A 16,300-nucleotide genomic window follows, 5' to 3' on the forward strand; every position below is an offset into this window, starting at 1 on the left:
AACGAAGAGAAGTAAGCTCATCCGTATGAAAATCTGGGCGTAACCTGCGCCGCGTGGAAAGCGCGCAGGGCAAGTGTGATGAATCGGGCCGCGGATAACTGAATAGTTTCCGCGGCCTTACCGGTTCATGTTTGGCTCATGTCATGAAGGGGTGTAAAGAATGGAGAATAACGGCAAGCTTCAAAATCAGGATGGCTTTCGGTCCCAGTGGGGCTTTATCATGGCCGCTGTTGGTTCCTGCGTCGGTATGGCAAACGTATGGCGCTTCCCGATGCTGGTGTCCAAGTACGGGGGATTAACGTTCCTGATCCCTTATTTCATATTTGCATTTATCATCTGCCAGTCCGGTATGATGGAAGAATTTTCGTTTGGCCGCTGGGCGAAAAGCGGCCCGTCCGGCGCGTTCGGTAAGGCTATGGAAAACGGCGGCAAATCAAAATCGGTCGGCGAATGGCTGGGCGCAGTTCCGATTATCGGCGCTTTCTGCCTGGCTACCGGCTACGCGGTCATTATGGGCTGGGTGTTCTACTGGACCAAAATGGCGATCACTGGCGAGCTCACCGCGATGGGGCAGGATATGGGCGCTATCGGCGGCGCGTTCGGCGCAGTTGCTCCGGAAGCAGATAGCCTTGGCGAAGCGATCAAGATGACCTTCGCTACCGGCGGCGCAAATAACCTGTGGATCATCGTCGGCGTAATCGTTTCCCTGCTGATCATGGTCATGGGCGTTGCGGGCGGCATCGAAAAATCCTGTAAGATCATGATTCCGGCACTGTATGTGCTGTTTATCGCACTGGCAGTCCTGATGATCTTCACTCCGGGTACCTCGGAAGGCTACAAGTATATCTTCACGCTGAATCCGGAAGGGCTCAAGAGTCCGGAAGTATGGGTTTACGCATTTGGGCAGTGCTTCTTCTCGCTGTCCGTTGCAGGCTCCGGCTCGGTCGTATACGGCTCTTATCTGGGCGATAATGTCAAGATCCGCCAGTCCGCTATCATCTGCGCGATCATGGACACCTCCGCGGCGCTGCTGGCAATGTTCGTCATTATCCCCGCTATGGCTTCCGCTGGCGGCGATCTCGGCGACGGCGGCCCCGGTCTGATGTTCGTCTCCGTGCTGCCTGTATTTAACAGCATGGGCGGCGTCGCAAGACTGATCGTTATCTTCTTTTATGTGGCGATCCTGTTCGCAGGCGTTTCGTCGGTCATCAACCTGCTCGAGGTGCCGATCAACTTCCTGCAGGATCAGTTCAAACTGAAACGCTGGGTCCCGACGGTGATTGTACATGCTGTCTCCCTGGCTATCGCGTTGATGATCCAGCCCTGGACTTCTCAGTGGATGGATATGGTTTCGATCTACATCCTCCCGCTTGGTGCAGTGACCGCTGGCATCATGTTCTTCTGGATCATGAAGAAAGATACGGCGATCGCTGCAGCACAGCTTGGCTCGGAAAAACCGGTCATGAAGTGGTTTATCCCGTTTGGTAAATATGTGTTCGTCCCATTATGTGTCCTCTGCTTTGTTTTGGGCATTGCATGGGGCGGCATCGGCTGATCCCTCGTCGGTTATCCCCCCGATTTTCCCTTTCAAACAGCGGAGGCTCACAGCAAATCATGCTGTGAGCCTCTGCTGTATTATCCACCGGAGCATGGCATGTCCGATATGAAAAGGTATCGTATCTGCCCCGGCTTTTTCGGATAAGTACATGTCTGCAAAGAACAATAAAAGCACTACTTTTGCAGACGGGGGGAAATCAGAATGAAACAATACCAATTAGCAGAAAAGCTGATCACGGGCTACATCCGCTATTTACGCGCGGAGGAGCGCGGTACCGGCACGTTCGAAAAATACCTGCTGGACGCCGCCCGCGCCCAGGGCCGAGAACGTCTCTCCCTGCTCTTGGAAGCCATCTACGCCACCGGCATCCGCGTTTCCGAAGCATGGTATATCACTGTCGAAGCCGCGCGGGAATCCCCCTCAAGGGGAAGATACGCACCACCCTGCTGCCTGCTAAACTGTGCCGCAAGCTGCTGCAATATGCCAGAAAGCAAAAAAAACCGTCTCCGGCAAGATTTTTCTCATGGGAAACGGCAAAAGCCTGTCGCGCAGGCAGATATGGGCGAATTTGTTTTTGTGCTGGAATACATTCTTTCCAAAAGCAGCTTTCGGAGGGATCATAAACAACAGCGGCCCCGATCTGCCAATCATGCCCTTTTTACCCGTTTCATTAACAGTCTCCTGTTCGGGTCGCTCTATTGCAGTTGCACGTCCGCTCATAGGCATTGAGAACGCCGATCGCCGTTCCTCCCGTTTTGTTTCATCCCTCGGCAAACCATGCTTTCATGGTATCCAAAACCCTGACAAGCGCTTCCTCCGTAATCACATAAGGTACCATCGCATACATATAATTCAGGAAAGGCCGGCTGAACACGCCCCGCTCAAAGGCAAACTGTTGGTATCCCGCAATCGTCTGGGGATCGTATACCTCAACACACACGCAGGCACCCATAATGCGGATCTCCTTGATCCGCGGATCGGAAAAGCCTCTCATTTCCCTGCGTGTGATCGCCTCTATCCTATGTATTTTGGACATATAATCCTGTTTTTCAAACAGCTCAATGGATTTCAGCGCTACACTGCAGGCCAAAGCATTCCCCATAAAGGTCGGCCCGTGCATCAAGGCATGGGCGGGATCGTCGTCATAAAAGCCTTCGTATACCCTGTGGCTTGTAACCGTGACGGCATGACCGATATATCCGCCGGTCAACGCTTTTCCAAGCACAAGGATATCCGGCAGGACCAGATCCGCAACAAAACGGTTTCCGGTACGGCCGAAGCCCGTAGCGACCTCATCAAAAATCAGGAGTACGCCATAGCGGTCGCAAAGCTCCCTGGCGCGCTTCAGGAAAGATATATCATACATCCGCATGCCGCCCGCCCCCTGCAGCAGTGGTTCGACAATAAAGCAGTTCAGGCGCTCATGGTACGCCGCAAAGGCTTTTTCCAGCGCTTTGATTTCCGTCGGGATATGGATGACCTTTTCTCTTTTCCCATAGGCCTTCAAAACAAAATGATAATCCTCGTCGTCGCCTACCTCCATGGCCTTGAACGTGTCCCCGTGATAGGCGTGTTCCAGTGCCAGCACCATGGTCCGCTGCGTTTCGTCCCGATTGACGTAATACTGCAGGGCGATCTTCAGCGCGACCTCCACAGCGACACTGCCGGAATCCGAAAAGAAGCAGCAGTCCAGATCGCCTGGGAGCCATTCCTGCATCTTGTCAGACAGCTTCTGCGCCGGTTCATGGGTCAGCCCTCCCAGCATGACGTGAGCAAATTTCCCCAACTGCTCCGTGATCGCCTGGTTAATCTCCGGATGCTTATACCCATGGATAACGCTCCACCAGGAAGATACGGAGTCGATCAGCTTCCGGTTTTCTGTATAAAGGTAAACCCCTTCCGCATCTACAATCTGGTAAGGCGGCTTCATGGTTTTCATCTGTTGATATGGATACCAGATCATTTTATTCCCTTCCTGTTTTATTCATATAAGGATTCCAGCGTTTCCAGTGGGATATCCAAATCCGTGTCCCCGTTTTTTACGCAGGCCAGCACCTTTAACCCTGTCATGTATTCACACATCGATCGATTATCCTGATGCATCATACTCTCCGGATCGAAGTGGTTAAAAATGATCCCTTTGACCGGAAGCTGATGCGCCTTCATATATTCCGTGGTCAGCACCACGGCATTGATCGTACCCAGCCCCGCATCCGTCACTATCAGGCTGCTCAGCTTCCTCGCCTTGATGAAATCTTCCAACAGCAGTTCCTGTCCGTCGAAGCGGAGCGGGCAGACAATGCCGCCTGAACCCTCCGCCGTAACATATTCATGACGGCCGCACACTTTATCAAAATCATGGAGCACCCGCTTCAGCTCCACTGGATTGCCCTCCATGCGGGCCGCCAGATGCGGAGAAACCGCTGTTTCATAGAGATAGGGACACATCTCGCTTATCGGCTGCGCAATACCGGAAACCGCCTTTACATGTAGGGCGTCGCCCGCAAGCAGACTGCCGTCCGCCCTGCGGTCATTCCCGCTCATCGCCGCCTTGTAATAGGCGGCGTTCCTTTTATTTCCCCAAAGCTTTTTGATGATCAGACCCGTTACATAGGTCTTACCAACATCGGTTCCCGTGCCTGTAATAAATATTTTTTTACTCATTGCAAAGGCCCACCTCGTATCCCAGACCTTTCAGCAGCTCCATATCGGTTTGCGTGGTAATGCCGGCAGTTGTCAGCATATCGCCGGAAATCGCCGCGTTAGCGCCGGAGGTAAAGCAGCTCCTGCCCTTATCCGGCAGCTGCCCCCTGCCGCCTGCCAGCCGGATCGAAGCGTCCGGCAGAATAAAACGGTATACTGCAACGATCCGCCGCATATCCTCCACGGTCAATCGAGGGTTATTTTCCATCGGTGTACCGGGAATGGGGTTGAGCATATTGACCGGAACGCTTTTGATCTGCAGCCTGCGCAGCTCTATCGCCATGTCGATCCGGTCTTCAGCTCTTTCGCCAAGCCCCATGATCCCCCCGCTGCATACCGAAAGCCCTGCCGCCTGCGCCGCGTGGATCGCCTGCACCTTGTCGTCAAAGGTATGCGTCGTGCAAATATGCGGAAAATTCCTGCGGGAGGTTTCCAGATTGTTGTGTACTCTCGTTACGCCCGCCTCCTTCAGCTTGCGGAATTGCCTCTTGTCCAGCAGGCCAAAGGATACGCAGACCGAAATGCCAACCGTCCTTTTTATTTCTTGCACAACCCAGCACATCTGCTCCACCTCCCCATCAGACAGCCGTTTGCCCGATGTGACGATGGAATAACGGAGTACTCCCCGTTCCTGATTGCGCTTTGCCTGCGCAATGATCTCCTCTTCTGGCAGCAAAGGGTACTGTGCGGCGCCGGTATGGTTATGCGCGGACTGCGCGCAAAACCTGCAATTTTCCGAGCAGCGCCCGCTCTTCCCGTTGATAATCGTGCAGATATCAAACCGGTTGCCGCAAAAATGTCGCCGGATAGCATCCGCGCTTTTACACAGTTCGTCCAGTGGCTGCTGGTAAAGGCACATCGCTTCCACCTTTGTGATCGGTTCGCCGCTTAGAACTTTTTCCGTCAACTGCTGTAAAGCTTTCATCATCACATCACATCCGATTCATGATAGGGATCAGCCGTTTTCCCAGGATGGCGCCGAGAATGCACAGCACAATATCACCAGGCACGACCAGAATAAAACAGTACAGGAACAAGGGCCACAAACCGATTGGAGTGCCCAAATAGAAATTGCTTATCAGATAATAATATACCATTCCGAATAGGTACACGATTCCAAGCCCGATAAAGTTAGCGGTAAGCAACCGCTTATATCCCGGATTGGCGGCTTTGTTTGCGATGCGTCCCGTGACATAGGATGCGATGGCAAACCCGATAATATAGCCAAAGCTCGGTTTCAGCACATAGGCCAAGCCGCCACCTTCCGCAAATACCGGCAGCCCCATAAGCCCAAGCACAATGTAGATGCAGACCGAAGCAGCGCCCCATTTTCCTCCCAGCAGCAGCCCTGCCAGCATGGTAAATAAAAGCTGCAGCGTAAACGGCACCACTGGAATGGGAATCCGAATAAACGCCCCTACAACGATCAGCGAGGTAAACAAACCGCAAAGAATCAAGTTTTTCGTTTTTGCCGTTCTCATTCTTTCTCTCCTATGGTACGCTTCCGATCTATCGCATATTTTCCGCAAGCGCCTTTTTCCCGTGGATGCATTTCCTGCCTTTTAATCGAGAATCAGTATAACATACCCACACCCCACCGTCAACCTATTTTATTTTTAGGTTTACAATAATTATTGTTTAGGCAACGTTTTCTAATTCGGTAGCCAGCCATCCGGTCAGGCCGGTCAGAAGCGCTCCCGCACCTCTTCATCAGCGGCGGTAAAATGCTCCTCCAAAAACGCCTGTACTGGCTGGATATCGGTCGACTAGTTGAGCAGCGCAATGATATCCGCTACAGGTTCCGGCTCCGCGGCGGTTTCGGATATATACTCGAGCAATACATGATTTTTTCCGTTTCCGCCGCAAAGATAGCGCCGTGTTGGACACTGCGGATAGAACGCATCAACATCCTCCAGCCGGTGCAGATGCGTATATGCCTTACACACACTCTCCGAGACGACGTCGAGCGCATCCTCTCGGTTTCTGGTATAGCTATAGGCCACGCAGTAAAACGAGTCTTTCCGCGCATCAATCAACTCCATGAATTATTCTTCGTCGACATTTGATTTCTTTTTCAGCAGCCTCATATCCTGTGTCCTCCTTTCATATAGTTAGACGCCGGTCAGGCACCGTTCGTTGAAGCGTTTTTCCCAACCCGCTCCGCGCGTCTTTCGTCAGGACGCACTCCCCGTCTTACGCACAGCGTTGTCCTGAAAGCGGAAATACTGCGGGTGATGGCGGGACCGGGTATATTCAAACATGACGCCATCGCCGTTATAGGTTTGGCTGATGACAACCGCAAGACCGTTGCAGTCCCCCAAATTCAGATACTCCTAGTCAAGTGGCGTCGCCTTTTCCACCGTTACCACCCGTTTGCTATTGACGATCGAAACATGCAGCTCCTGTTCCAGATAACGGTAAATCGAGCCGGAAGCAACCTCCTGTGTCAGGTTTCATGCCACATCCTGCCGGAAGGAGCTGCGGTTCAGGATCAACGGCCGTCCGTTCAGATAGTGCAGACGCTGGATAGAATACAGCCTTGTCCCCTCCGAAAAGCCGGTCTTTTCCGCCAGCGCCGGATTGGTCGCCACCTCTGAAAAGCGCAGCACCCCGCTCGTTCCTTTCCAGTGATTGCGCGCGGCCGATTCGGCAAAGGTTTCGATCGTACCAAGGGTAAATGTGGCCTGCCGCGCGGGTTCAAAAATATTGCGCACACCTTTTCCCCGCATAGTCCGCACATAACCGGCCCGCGCCAACTCGCCGACCGCACGTCGCAGCGTGTTGCGCGGGCAGCCCAGCGATCAGCGTATGCTCGGATGGCAGCAGTTCCTGCGGCGGATACTGGCCAGATTCGATCTTCTCCTTATGGGGTTCAACCACATAAATGGTTTCGGAAAGCGCTTTCCGGCGATCCTAATTACGAGGATTATTATATCTGGCGCGAAGGCGGTCCCGACGGCACGCCGCCAAACAACTGGGAAAGCAAATTCGGTGGCAACGCCTGGAAGTATCTTCCGGAAAAGGGCAAATGATACCTGCACCTGTTTGACCTCACGCAGGCTGACCTCAACAAGGGCTTCCGCTTTGATGCAGAACTGCTACCAATATGCGGGGGCGGATACCGGCGAGTTGAGCATGGTATTCTCGTTCCATCACCTCAAGAAGGTGGATTATGTAAGCAATGGTGGCTTGTGCCATTTGATTTTCAAAAGCTCAAGGATATCCTGTTTTCGTGGCAGACTGGCATGAGCGAGCACAACGCCTGGAACGCGGTTTTCTGGTGCAACCACGACCAGCCGCGCGTGGTATCCCGCTTTGGCGACAAGGGCGAATATTGGAAACTGTCGGCCAAGATGCTGGGTACGGTTATCCACTGTCTGCACGGCACGCCCTATATCTATCAGGGCGAGGAGACCGGCATGACCCCCCTGGGCTTTTCCTCGCTCGACCAATACCGCGACGTGGAAAGCATCAACCATTTCCACATCCTGCGCGGCTGTGGACTGCATGAGGACAGCGCCTATGATATCCTCCGCGTACAATCGCGCAATAACAGCCGCACTCCTATGCAATGGGATGGCAGCAAAACTGGCGACTTCTCCGCCGCCGTGCCGTGGATCGAAATGAATCCCAACCATACGGCGATCAATGCTGCCAGCCAGATAGACGATCCCGATTCTGTGTTCGTCGCCCACTACCAGAAGCTGATCGCGCTCCGTAAGCAGTATGATGTGACCGCCAACGGCGACTTTGCACCGCTTGACAGCGGGCATCCGTCTATACTCGCCTACACCCGCCGTACTGCCGGCGAAACGCTGGTCGTGGTCAACAACTTTTACCGCAGGGAAACCGAGTAGGACTGTCCGGTCGACCTGACCGGCTTCCGCTGTCTGCCTTTCAACTATGAAGACGCTGCGGTACAGAAGCATCTGCACCTGCAGCCATACGAGTCCCTGGTGTTCTACCGCGTGGAATAATCCACGCTGGACGACGCCGAACAGGGATTTCCGTGCGAAAAGGCCTGCGGTTTCTTTCCCTGTCAGCAAATATTTTCCTATAAAAAGGCTGCGGCAGACACGAAAAAAGTGGTCCGCCGCAGCCTTTTTACATAGTTTCCTCCGAAAGCAGATAGGCGGCGGTCATTTCCAGCATGCTCGATCCCTGATCGATACGAATATCCGGAATGGCGCGCCACAACCGGTCTACACGGGCTGTCCCCGCTCCGGTATCCGTATAAACAACCACCTGCTCCATCCCTACCTTTGTATTTTCAAACCGCAGATGAACGGCGTACCGCCGGTTATTGATCCTCACTGGCCGTGTGTATTGAAACCGGTCAAATTCGTTCGCATCCGTCCAGTGGTACAGCTCGCTCTCCGCCAGTTCGCGCACCGTGCCGTGCTCGCCCAAGCGGACCGCCGTACTGTTCAGCACCAGCCCTGCGCGGACCGAGGTAATCTGATTGGTGTCGGCAAGCGGCATCTCACCGGTGTCGAGCGCATACAGGACGACCGTTTCCCCTGTTATGAGTTGTACCTCCCGCGCAGCCGGCAGTTCTCTTCTCCCCGTTTCCGCGTTCTCCACCTGTTCCCTCTGCGCAAATATCGTTGCTTTCATGTATGGCGCCTCCCCATTTCTCACATTATTTGCCGCCTATGCGGGAGCTGCCCTGTCAGCATGGCTTCCCCGCCCTGAACCGCGGATTATCATTGTATCACCCTCCCTGCGCATTTCCTGTCCGATCGTGCTGGCGGGGAATATTGTTTGATGCGGCAAGGCAGCGCCGTATTGGCTGCAGGCTGGACGGGTATCGCCTGCGCCCTTCTCCCTATATCAAAAGCCCGCGAAACCGTTAACAGTTTCACGGGCTTTATGGCGCAAAGGCACTGTTATTTTTCTGTGCCGCTCCACACCCACCCTCTCACTTTGGGCATATCGACGCCGTACTGGGTAATATATCGCTTGTGCTCGATCAGGCGCTTCTCCATCTCCTTCCAAAGGTGCGTCCCCCCGATTACCCAACTGCGGCAGGCGCATCAGCACGTCCTGCACCAGATGGAACCGGTCGATATCATTCTGCACCCGCTGGTTCATCAACACCCTGGACGAGTGCTTTCAGCAGGACATGGACGGTGCGGTCTCCATCGAACAGCGGCTGGCCGCGATGCAAGCCTTTCATAGCGCTGGAGGCGCACCACCTGCTTTATCTCGCCTATTTTCCCGGGCATCACCGATATGCCGGCCATCATCCGGCGGGTCAAGGGGCAGTGCAACCTGATCTGGCTAGAAAACCTCAACCTGCGGGGCGACTACAAGACGATAATATTGGATTATATCCGTGAAAAACACCCTCACCTGCTGCCGCTGTATTAGGAAATTTATGTACAGGGAAACCGCGGCTATTGGCGCATGCTGGACCAAGAACTCAAAGCCGACGCCGCCTCGCTCGGGCTGGACTATATGACCAACGACGACAGCATGCAGTGGCCGTTCGACGCGCCGCCGGTCGTCGTCAACCATTTCTATCACGAGCAGATCAAGCGCTCTGCCAGAAAGGACGGGAGCCGCCATGCCGGAACTGTTGGAGGTTAAAACCATCAAGCGGGTCATAGCGCCCCAGATACAAGAGCTGACGATCGAGCGCGTCCAGATACGACGGCAGGTGGTGGTCGCACCCCCCGCCACGGAGGCATTCTGCCGGAAACTGGCCGGACAGACGGTATCCGGTTTGGAGCGCTGGGAAAAATTCCTGCGTTTCCGGCTGACGCTCGGCGGCTGCGCAATTCTTCACCTGCGGCTGACCGGCTGCCTGTTGCCCCCTGCCGAAATGCCGGAAGAGAAGCACACCCACCTGATCCTAGCGTTCAGCAGCGGCAGGGAGCCACACTTTTCGGATACGCGTCGGTTCGGACGTTTCTGGCTGCTCCAAGACGGGGAAGCCGATACTTACAGCGGCATCGCAAAGCTGGGCAAGGAGCCGTTCGACGCGGACGTTTTCGCAAAATACCTGCGCGCCCTCCTGGGAAGGCGGAAAAGACCGTCAGGGAATGCCTGATGAACCAGGCAGTCATCGCCGGCATCGTCAATATCTATGCGGACGAGATCCTATTCGCGGCGCGCATCGCATCCGTGCGCGCTGCAAGCAGCCTGACCGGCGGGGAGTGGGCGCGGCTGTCGACCGCCATCCAGGAAGGGCTCGCCTACTTTATCGAAAAAAAACGCGACCACGCCCGAGGAATACATGAAACCAAGGGGCAGGCCTAACGCAACACACCGTTTTTGCAGGTCTACAGGCATTAGGGCTAGCCTTGCCCCATCTGCGGGACGCCGCTGCGCCGCGTCGTACTCGGCGGGCGAAGTGTCCAGCCTGTCAGCATTAGCACAATGGAGGAACAGCAAGATGGATACGATCGATTCTCTTTTTCAGCAAATTGTTAGGGATAACGCCGAGAGGCCCGCGGTCATTGAGTTCAACCGCACCCTGACTTCTAGGGAACTGTCCGAGCTGGTGGGTCGGATCGTAGGCACGTTCCCTGCATATGACCCTCGGGCAATTCTGGGAAAGCAGAATTGCCCGAGGGCTGTCCTGTGTCCCCGCTCCGCCTTATCTGATTACAGCCTTCCGTACCTGGCAACGCTTTGCCGCTCACGCATTTAAGCGGGAGACTAAATAAAATGATATATTAATGCAAAAAGCACTCCGCTTGGAGTGCTTTTTCATAACTGGTGGGAGGTGGTGGATTCGAACCACCGAAGTCATAGACGACAGATTTACAGTCTGTTCCCTTTGGCCACTCGGGAAACCTCCCATATTCGATTGCATGCCGCCTTAAAAGGGTGGAGCTGGTGGACGGACTTGAACCCCCGACCTGCTGATTACAAATCAGCTGCTCTACCAACTGAGCTACACCAGCGTTTTCGCAGGTTTTGTCTGTCTTAGCGACGTTATTTATATTATCACAATCCACTGCCACCTGTCAACAGTTTTTTTCAATTTTCTTATTTTATACTCACATTTTTTCCAAGCGCTTCAATTGAATCCGATACCTGCTGCAAAATCGTCAAGAAAGCCCCTGCCTGCTCCGGATAGCGTTTGCTGATCTCGTTGGGCGACATCGGAAAACGATGCAGTTCCTCTGCCGAAAGGCCGAAGCCCGCCGCCCCCTGCGCTGCTGTGCGGATGCGCAACTCATGCTGCTTCAGGCGCGCATCGCACAGGTACTCAAATTGCTCCCGCGACGCGCGGAACACAGCCTCTACGCCCGCCGGATCGGCCATATAGATATATCGGTATGCCTTATAAACGGCAACCGACAGGTACGCTTCCACTTCGCGCGGGAGCTGCACGCTTCCGGTCTGGCCGGCCAAGTCCAGCAGCAGCGCCGCCGCTTCCACAACACGGTTCTTTTCCTGTTCAGCATCCTCCCTGCCATCCATCCTGCCGGCAGGCACGGCCGAACCGTCTCTTGCCATCGAGCGCCCCAACAGGTAATCACAGGATACGCCATAGTAATCCGCCGCGCGTACCACAAAAGACAGCCCCGGTTCGCGCAGGCCATTTTCATAATGGCTGAGCAATGCCTGCGATACCCCCAAGTCGGCGGCAGCAGTACGCTGGCTTATTTTCTTTTCCCGCCGCAAAAGCGCGAGCGTGCGAGAGAAATCACTGGCCATATCTCTGTTACCCCATCATAAAACTATTGTTATTATACTCGCTGTATTAGCGTTTGTAAAGCACCGAAAAAACCTTTTTCGTCCTTTTCAGCTTTCATTTCGTCCTGTTTTTATCATTTTCACGTTATTTTGTTGCACTATCGTGCCGTGATAACTACATCTTGTATGCCGTTGTTTTTCCATTCCCTTAACAATTCTTTTTTATTTTCGTAATGGAATCCACCGCCGCTTTGCTTGACTGCATCCCTCGCGGTCTATTATAATAAAAGTAATTCAACAATTCTTCCATGGTGCGGCTGCCTGCGCATTGCCGCACCATGTCCATGCAAAGGAGCCTTGCTTATGAAAACTGAAATCGAAAGAATCCTGAAACTACGTCAGGAAGCAAACGGCCTGAACAAGCTGATGCATATGCGCGTCATCACCCTCGATGAGGACGGCGGCGCGACGGTGGAGCTTGACCTGACCGACGAGCTGCTCAATCCGCTCGGCATGGCGCACGGCGGCACGATTTTCACGCTCTGCGACATCGCCGCAGGCTCAGCCGCCGCTTCGCACGGTATCGTCGCCGTTACGCTGGACAGCAATATCCATTATTACCGGCCTGGGCATGCGGGTACGACGCTTACCGCGGTCGCCTATGAGCGTAAGCGCGGCAGCAAGACGGCCGTCTATATGGTAGAGGTGCATGACGAAGCGCGGCGCCATATCGCGGACGCCGTTTTCACCATGTTCTATACTGGGGAAACGCTGGGAGACAAGACAAGTTGAACGGTCTTTCCCCCGCGCTTGTTCCTCCGCTGCTCGGCTGGTATGACCAAGGACACCGCGACCTGCCGTGGCGCACGTTGCCCACGCCTTACCGTGTATGGATCAGCGAAATCATGCTTCAGCAGACGCGCGTTGAGGCTGTGCGTAGATACTTCGACGGCTGGATGGATGCGCTGCCGGACATCCGCGCGCTGGCGGAAGCGGAGGAGTCCGTTTACATGAAGCTGTGGGAAGGGCTCGGCTACTACAATCGGGTGCGCAACCTGCACCGCGCCGCTGTCGTACTCTGCCAGGAATACGGCGGCCAGCTTCCCGCGGATTATGACAAGCTGCTTTCGCTTCCCGGCATCGGCGAATACACGGCCGGCGCGATCGCGTCGATCGCCTATGGGATTCCCGTTCCCGCGGTGGATGGAAACGTGCTGCGCGTTGCCGCGCGGCTGGATAACGATTTCACACCGATCACGGATGCCAGGTATAAAAAGCAGACGCGCGAACGCTTTGCCGCATGGATGCCCGCGGATCGGCCGGGCGATCTCAATCAGGCGCTGATGGAGCTTGGCGCAACCATATGCCTGCCCAACGGCGCGCCGCGCTGCGGGGACTGTCCGCTGCAGCACTTGTGCTTGGGCTATCACCACAAAAATGCGTCCTCCCTGCCGCTACGTGCCGCTAAAAAGGCGCGGCGCATCGAAAACCGCACCGTACTGCTCGTGCGCTGCGGCACGCTCGTCGGCCTGCGGCAGCGCCCCTCCGCCGGCCTGCTTGCCGGCCTGTGGGAGCTTCCCTCGCTCGACGGGCATCTTTCGCCCGAGGAAACGCGGAGCGCGCTTGCCGGACTCGGCTGGCAGCTCCGCCGGATGCTTTCCCTCCGTCCTGCCAGGCATATTTTCACCCATGTGGAGTGGCATATGAACGGCTATTACATCGAGCTGGATAACCAGCCGGAACCGCTTACCTTTGTCAGCCCTCCAGCGCTGCGCGCCACATACGCGCTGCCCAGCGCATTTCGCGCCTTTCTCAACGTGATCGAGGAGGAACTATGAAAACCCAGACCGTTGTCCACAATTTCCCGCCGCTATATGACAGTGAATCCCGCGTGCTGTTGCTCGGCTCAATTCCCAGCCCCAAATCACGCGAACTCCGTTTCTTTTACGGCCATCCGCAAAACCGCTTTTGGCGCGTGCTTTCCGCCGTATTAGGCGAGCAGCCTCCGCAGACCATCGAAGAAAAACGCGCCATGTGCCTGCGCCACCATATCGCTCTGTGGGATACTATCGCCCGATGCGATATCGCCGGCGCGTCAGATACCAGCATCAAAAACGCCGTGCCGAACGACATCGGCCGCCTGCTGCGGGAAAGCAAAATAGAGCGTATTTTCGCCACCGGCGGCAAATCTGCGGAGCTGTACCGCAAGCTTATCGAACCGCAGACCCATGTGCCGATCACACAGCTCCCCTCCACCAGTCCGGCCAACGCCGCGTGGTCGTTGGAGCGCCTGATTGAAGCATACCGCGTCATTTTATAGAAAGAGGGCGTATTGCAAACGAAAAAGGATCTGTTCTCAGCAAAAGCGCTGAAAAAACTCATCTGGCCGCTGATATTGGAGCAAATCCTGTCCATCACCATCGGCCTGGCCGACACCATTATGGTATCCTCGGTTGGGGAGGCCGCTGTTTCCGGCGTTTCCCTGGTCGATATGCTCAACGTGCTGATTATCAATATCTTTGCCGCCCTGGCAACAGGCGGCGCGGTCGTGGTGGCGCAGCTGCTCGGCTCCAAGGAGCGCGAACGCGCATGCGACGCGGCCAAGCAGCTTTATTTCGTCGTCACGCTGATCTCGATCGGCATCGCCACGATCGTCATGCTCCTGCGCGAGCCGCTGCTCCGCCTGCTGTTCGGCTCGACCGAACCGGACGTTATGCAAAGCGCGCTGACCTATCTGACCATCAGCATATTCTCCTATCCGGTCCTAGCGATCTATAATGCCGGCGCGGCGCTGTTCCGCGCGCAGGGCAATTCCAATGTTTCCATGATGATCGCGGGGCTGATTAATATTGTCAATATAGTTGGCAACGCAACAATGATCTACGGCTTTCACACAGGCGTCGCGGGCGCGGCGCTCGCCTCGATGTTCGCGCGCATTGTCGCAGCGGTAGTTATTACCATCCTGCTGTTCAATCCCGCGCACACCGTGTCCCTGCGGCGCGGCACGGCATTCCGGCCGGATAACCGGCTGATCCGCCGCATCCTGCAGATCGGCGTCCCTAACGGCCTGGAAAACAGCCTGTTCCAGTTGGGGCGCGTGCTGGTTGTCAGCATTATTGCACTGTTCGGAACAACGCAGATCGCCGCAAACGCGGTCGCAAACAATCTGGATTCGATCGGAATCATCCCCGGCCAAGCGATCAATCTCGCCATGATCACGGTCGTCGGCCAATGCATCGGCGCTGGGGACGCGGAGCAGGCACGCCGCATGGCGAAAAAGCTGGTCAAGATCACATATCTTATTTTGGGCAGCACCTGCCTGCTGTGCATGCTGTTCAGCCCGCTCGTCCTGCGGATCTACAGCCTCTCTCCCGAAGCGCTCTCCCTCGCCCGCATCCTGATTCTCATCCATAACGGCTCCGCTATCCTGTTCTGGCCGATCTCCTTTACCCTGACCAATGCGCTGCGCGCGGCCAACGATGTGCGCTATCCCATGTTCTGCGCGATCGCCTCCATGATGTTGCTGCGTCTGGGCGGCGGCTACATCCTTGCCGTGCAGTTCGGCCTCGGCGCGATCGGCATCTGGATCGCCATGGTCGCGGACTGGATCTGCCGCGCAATCTGCTTTACAACGCGTTTCCGCGGCACCAAATGGCTGACCTTTGCCCCCGGCCTTCGGCAGGCGGCGCAGAACGGCAGCCTATAAACAGAAAAACACCCCGAACCCTTTCCGGTTCGGGGTGTGCTTTTTATCTTGTCGTATCCGCTTTGACCGCACACGCATCGCCTGCAGTACCCGGCAGCGCCATGTAAATCTTCAGGACCATTTTCATGCCGAAGTAAAGCAACACGACCTCCAGCGGCAGCACCAGCAGGTTTTTGGGGATACGGAGCGCGAGCAGGACATTCATCGCTTCGCCGCCTGTCATGGAAAGCCAGAGGGAGTTCAGGCCGATATTACAGAACAGGTTGATGCACACCTTGGCTCCGATTGCGCGGCCGACTGTCAGCCGGCGGGGATACAGCCACACCCCCCAGAATAAGCCGCCCATGATCGCGGTAACGGTAAAGCCCGGGAAATATGCGCCCATCGTCAGGTTACCGGCAAAATAACCCAACACATCGGTACCTATGCCCGCCATCATAGCGACCGCCGGTCCGAACAGCATGCCGATCGCCGCGTTGCACAGGAAGCCAAAACCGATGCGCAGGTTCGGCGGCAGCTTGATGGTCAGTCCGAGCAGATCCAGTGTGATGTTGACCGCGATCAACAGCGCGGTAAGCGCCAGGCAGCGCGTACTTTTCAGCTCTCGGAGAGACTGGACGAAAATATTCTGTTTTTTTTGCATAGAAAAAGACACCTCCTGTAAAAAATTCATCTGTTGC

General features: G+C 55.4%; 21 protein-coding genes and 2 tRNA genes. 12 read left to right on the top strand and 11 right to left on the bottom strand.

Annotation, left to right across the window (positions count from 1 at the left end; all coding sequences use genetic code 11):
- Nucleotides 1–160 precede the first annotated feature (160 nt).
- Nucleotides 161–1,555 (top strand): sodium-dependent transporter, encoded by a 1,395-nt coding sequence (locus H8S45_RS04975; RefSeq protein ID WP_147573817.1) that lies wholly within the window; start codon nucleotides 161–163, stop codon nucleotides 1,553–1,555.
- A gap of 204 nt (nucleotides 1,556–1,759) precedes the next feature.
- The gene (locus H8S45_RS04980; protein WP_147573818.1) at nucleotides 1,760–2,287 is read left to right on the top strand and encodes a hypothetical protein; all 528 of its coding nucleotides are present in this window, start codon (nucleotides 1,760–1,762) and stop codon (nucleotides 2,285–2,287) included.
- Nucleotides 2,288–2,318: 31 nt separating this feature from the next.
- Here the strand turns inward: H8S45_RS04980 and bioA are convergent, their stop codons facing one another.
- From bioA to H8S45_RS16735, 6 genes are all read right to left on the bottom strand, one after another.
- On the bottom strand, nucleotides 2,319–3,521 hold the full coding sequence (bioA, locus tag H8S45_RS04985) for an adenosylmethionine--8-amino-7-oxononanoate transaminase (protein WP_054328426.1): 1,203 nt from the start codon (nucleotides 3,519–3,521) through the stop codon (nucleotides 2,319–2,321).
- Nucleotides 3,522–3,538: 17 nt separating this feature from the next.
- Nucleotides 3,539–4,222, bottom strand: a complete 684-nt coding sequence (gene bioD, locus H8S45_RS04990; RefSeq protein WP_054328427.1) for a dethiobiotin synthase — start codon at nucleotides 4,220–4,222, stop codon at nucleotides 3,539–3,541.
- Entirely contained in the window at nucleotides 4,215–5,186 is a 972-nt protein-coding gene (gene bioB, locus H8S45_RS04995; RefSeq protein WP_054328434.1) for a biotin synthase BioB, read from the bottom strand. The genes bioD and bioB overlap by 8 nt, the downstream gene beginning before the upstream one ends.
- 7 nt (nucleotides 5,187–5,193) lie before the next feature.
- Nucleotides 5,194–5,742: a biotin transporter BioY gene (locus H8S45_RS05000; protein WP_054328428.1), complete on the bottom strand. Its 549-nt coding sequence runs from the start codon at nucleotides 5,740–5,742 to the stop codon at nucleotides 5,194–5,196.
- A gap of 285 nt (nucleotides 5,743–6,027) precedes the next feature.
- Nucleotides 6,028–6,303 carry a hypothetical protein gene (locus tag H8S45_RS05005; protein ID WP_054328429.1) on the bottom strand — a complete coding sequence of 92 codons (276 nt, stop codon included), beginning with the start codon at nucleotides 6,301–6,303 and terminating at the stop codon, nucleotides 6,028–6,030.
- 411 nt (nucleotides 6,304–6,714) lie between these two features.
- On the bottom strand, nucleotides 6,715–6,975 hold the full coding sequence (locus H8S45_RS16735; RefSeq protein WP_307718884.1) for a UTRA domain-containing protein: 261 nt from the start codon (nucleotides 6,973–6,975) through the stop codon (nucleotides 6,715–6,717).
- A 102-nt stretch (nucleotides 6,976–7,077) separates the two neighbouring features.
- On the opposite strand from H8S45_RS16735, the gene H8S45_RS05015 reads away from it, so the two are divergent.
- Nucleotides 7,078–7,293, top strand: a complete 216-nt coding sequence (locus H8S45_RS05015; protein ID WP_186949741.1) for an alpha-amylase family glycosyl hydrolase — start codon at nucleotides 7,078–7,080, stop codon at nucleotides 7,291–7,293.
- A 108-nt stretch (nucleotides 7,294–7,401) separates the two neighbouring features.
- Nucleotides 7,402–8,118, top strand: a complete 717-nt coding sequence (locus H8S45_RS05020; RefSeq protein ID WP_456236941.1) for an alpha-amylase family glycosyl hydrolase — start codon at nucleotides 7,402–7,404, stop codon at nucleotides 8,116–8,118.
- 247 nt (nucleotides 8,119–8,365) lie between these two features.
- On the opposite strand, the gene H8S45_RS05025 is transcribed toward H8S45_RS05020, so the two are convergent.
- Nucleotides 8,366–8,878, bottom strand: a complete 513-nt coding sequence (locus H8S45_RS05025; protein WP_054328431.1) for a hypothetical protein — start codon at nucleotides 8,876–8,878, stop codon at nucleotides 8,366–8,368.
- A gap of 618 nt (nucleotides 8,879–9,496) precedes the next feature.
- On the opposite strand from H8S45_RS05025, the gene H8S45_RS15990 reads away from it, so the two are divergent.
- The 4 genes from H8S45_RS15990 to H8S45_RS05040 are packed head-to-tail and all read left to right on the top strand — an operon-like array spanning nucleotide 9,497 to nucleotide 10,525.
- Nucleotides 9,497–9,634, top strand: a complete 138-nt coding sequence (locus H8S45_RS15990) for a hypothetical protein (RefSeq protein WP_207724451.1) — start codon at nucleotides 9,497–9,499, stop codon at nucleotides 9,632–9,634.
- Between the two features lie 36 nt (nucleotides 9,635–9,670).
- Nucleotides 9,671–9,853 carry a hypothetical protein gene (locus tag H8S45_RS05030; protein ID WP_207724452.1) on the top strand — a complete coding sequence of 61 codons (183 nt, stop codon included), beginning with the start codon at nucleotides 9,671–9,673 and terminating at the stop codon, nucleotides 9,851–9,853.
- Nucleotides 9,831–10,316, top strand: coding sequence for a DNA-formamidopyrimidine glycosylase family protein (locus H8S45_RS05035; RefSeq protein WP_186949743.1), 486 nt, complete (start codon nucleotides 9,831–9,833; stop codon nucleotides 10,314–10,316). The genes H8S45_RS05030 and H8S45_RS05035 overlap by 23 nt, the downstream gene beginning before the upstream one ends.
- The gene (locus tag H8S45_RS05040; protein ID WP_186949745.1) at nucleotides 10,316–10,525 is read left to right on the top strand and encodes an Fpg/Nei family DNA glycosylase; all 210 of its coding nucleotides are present in this window, start codon (nucleotides 10,316–10,318) and stop codon (nucleotides 10,523–10,525) included. Before H8S45_RS05035 ends, H8S45_RS05040 begins: the two co-directional genes overlap by 1 nt.
- Nucleotides 10,526–10,985: 460 nt before the next feature.
- On the opposite strand, the gene H8S45_RS05045 is transcribed toward H8S45_RS05040, so the two are convergent.
- The 3 genes from H8S45_RS05045 to H8S45_RS05055 form a co-directional block, all read right to left on the bottom strand.
- Nucleotides 10,986–11,070 (bottom strand) — tRNA-Tyr (locus H8S45_RS05045).
- Nucleotides 11,071–11,099: 29 nt separating this feature from the next.
- Nucleotides 11,100–11,175: transfer RNA gene (locus tag H8S45_RS05050), tRNA-Thr, on the bottom strand.
- An 85-nt stretch (nucleotides 11,176–11,260) separates the two neighbouring features.
- A complete protein-coding gene (locus H8S45_RS05055; protein ID WP_054326278.1) occupies nucleotides 11,261–11,935 on the bottom strand; it encodes a helix-turn-helix domain-containing protein in 675 nt (224 codons plus the stop codon).
- Nucleotides 11,936–12,277: 342 nt separating this feature from the next.
- Here H8S45_RS05055 and H8S45_RS05060 point away from each other — a divergent pair, with 342 nt between their 5' ends.
- Genes H8S45_RS05060 through H8S45_RS05075 form a run of 4 tightly spaced genes read left to right on the top strand, consistent with a single transcriptional unit; the run spans nucleotide 12,278 to nucleotide 15,620 of the window.
- Nucleotides 12,278–12,706: a PaaI family thioesterase gene (locus H8S45_RS05060; protein ID WP_054326277.1), complete on the top strand. Its 429-nt coding sequence runs from the start codon at nucleotides 12,278–12,280 to the stop codon at nucleotides 12,704–12,706.
- Nucleotides 12,703–13,752, top strand: coding sequence for an A/G-specific adenine glycosylase (locus H8S45_RS05065; protein ID WP_054326276.1), 1,050 nt, complete (start codon nucleotides 12,703–12,705; stop codon nucleotides 13,750–13,752). The genes H8S45_RS05060 and H8S45_RS05065 overlap by 4 nt, the downstream gene beginning before the upstream one ends.
- On the top strand, nucleotides 13,749–14,234 hold the full coding sequence (locus H8S45_RS05070; protein ID WP_054326275.1) for a DNA-deoxyinosine glycosylase: 486 nt from the start codon (nucleotides 13,749–13,751) through the stop codon (nucleotides 14,232–14,234). Before H8S45_RS05065 ends, H8S45_RS05070 begins: the two co-directional genes overlap by 4 nt.
- Before the next feature lie 12 nt (nucleotides 14,235–14,246).
- Nucleotides 14,247–15,620, top strand: a complete 1,374-nt coding sequence (locus H8S45_RS05075) for an MATE family efflux transporter (RefSeq protein ID WP_243182393.1) — start codon at nucleotides 14,247–14,249, stop codon at nucleotides 15,618–15,620.
- Nucleotides 15,621–15,663: 43 nt separating this feature from the next.
- Here the strand turns inward: H8S45_RS05075 and H8S45_RS05080 are convergent, their stop codons facing one another.
- Complete coding sequence (locus H8S45_RS05080; RefSeq protein ID WP_159068027.1) at nucleotides 15,664–16,263, bottom strand: folate family ECF transporter S component; 600 nt, start codon at nucleotides 16,261–16,263, stop codon at nucleotides 15,664–15,666.
- Between the last annotated feature and the right edge of the window lie 37 nt (nucleotides 16,264–16,300).

Origin of the sequence: Agathobaculum faecis, from assembly GCF_014287995.1 — a bacterium.
Classification (GTDB): domain Bacteria; phylum Bacillota; class Clostridia; order Oscillospirales; family Butyricicoccaceae; genus Agathobaculum; species Agathobaculum ammoniilyticum.

Bases quoted from the DNA above. Each gene is read 5' to 3' on its own strand.
- H8S45_RS04980 (WP_147573818.1), top strand. From the start codon at position 1,760: ATGAAACAATACCAATTAGCAGAAAAGCTGATCACGGGCTACATCCGC.
- H8S45_RS05040 (WP_186949745.1), top strand. From the start codon at position 10,316: ATGAACCAGGCAGTCATCGCCGGCATCGTCAATATCTATGCGGACGAG.
- H8S45_RS04975 (WP_147573817.1), top strand. From the start codon at position 161: ATGGAGAATAACGGCAAGCTTCAAAATCAGGATGGCTTTCGGTCCCAG.
- H8S45_RS05055 (WP_054326278.1), bottom strand. From the start codon at position 11,935: ATGGCCAGTGATTTCTCTCGCACGCTCGCGCTTTTGCGGCGGGAAAAG.
- H8S45_RS05035 (WP_186949743.1), top strand. From the start codon at position 9,831: ATGCCGGAACTGTTGGAGGTTAAAACCATCAAGCGGGTCATAGCGCCC.
- H8S45_RS05030 (WP_207724452.1), top strand. From the start codon at position 9,671: ATGCTGGACCAAGAACTCAAAGCCGACGCCGCCTCGCTCGGGCTGGAC.
- H8S45_RS15990 (WP_207724451.1), top strand. From the start codon at position 9,497: ATGCCGGCCATCATCCGGCGGGTCAAGGGGCAGTGCAACCTGATCTGG.
- H8S45_RS05025 (WP_054328431.1), bottom strand. From the start codon at position 8,878: ATGAAAGCAACGATATTTGCGCAGAGGGAACAGGTGGAGAACGCGGAA.
- H8S45_RS05005 (WP_054328429.1), bottom strand. From the start codon at position 6,303: ATGGAGTTGATTGATGCGCGGAAAGACTCGTTTTACTGCGTGGCCTAT.
- H8S45_RS05015 (WP_186949741.1), top strand. From the start codon at position 7,078: ATGGCAGCAGTTCCTGCGGCGGATACTGGCCAGATTCGATCTTCTCCT.
- H8S45_RS05060 (WP_054326277.1), top strand. From the start codon at position 12,278: ATGAAAACTGAAATCGAAAGAATCCTGAAACTACGTCAGGAAGCAAAC.
- H8S45_RS05070 (WP_054326275.1), top strand. From the start codon at position 13,749: ATGAAAACCCAGACCGTTGTCCACAATTTCCCGCCGCTATATGACAGT.
- H8S45_RS05080 (WP_159068027.1), bottom strand. From the start codon at position 16,263: ATGCAAAAAAAACAGAATATTTTCGTCCAGTCTCTCCGAGAGCTGAAA.
- H8S45_RS05000 (WP_054328428.1), bottom strand. From the start codon at position 5,742: ATGAGAACGGCAAAAACGAAAAACTTGATTCTTTGCGGTTTGTTTACC.
- bioD (WP_054328427.1), bottom strand. From the start codon at position 4,222: ATGAGTAAAAAAATATTTATTACAGGCACGGGAACCGATGTTGGTAAG.
- bioB (WP_054328434.1), bottom strand. From the start codon at position 5,186: ATGAAAGCTTTACAGCAGTTGACGGAAAAAGTTCTAAGCGGCGAACCG.
- bioA (WP_054328426.1), bottom strand. From the start codon at position 3,521: ATGATCTGGTATCCATATCAACAGATGAAAACCATGAAGCCGCCTTAC.